Origin of the sequence: Bradyrhizobium sp. Mp27, assembly GCF_029953005.1 — a bacterium.
Classification (GTDB): Bacteria; Pseudomonadota; Alphaproteobacteria; order Rhizobiales; family Xanthobacteraceae; genus Bradyrhizobium; species Bradyrhizobium barranii.
Genome location: NZ_JASAUS010000804.1, coordinates 1 through 222, shown reverse-complemented (window position 1 = coordinate 222; position 222 = coordinate 1). Strand labels below are relative to the sequence as shown.

General features: G+C 56.3%; 1 pseudogene. It reads left to right on the top strand.

Annotated features, from left to right (window positions below):
• Window positions 1-101: 101 nt before the first annotated feature.
• Window positions 102-222, top strand: a pseudogene (locus QJT78_RS52720) (IS3 family transposase); the annotation flags it as partial.

The following is a 222-nucleotide window of genomic DNA, read 5'->3' as shown; positions in this document are numbered from 1 at the left end:
AACCAGAACACTGACTCTATCTCCCATCGGCCGTAGCGGGCTGCTCACGATCGTCTGAATTCAGTGCTCACGATCGCGCGAAATCGATGCTCACGATCCGTGAAATCCGCAAGCTGGCGTTGGAAAACGATTTTTTGTCCGGCGCGCTCACCAAGGCGGGCCTGCTGAGCGCAAAGCGATGATCGACCGCGATCATGATCTTTCTATCGTGCGCCAGGCGAA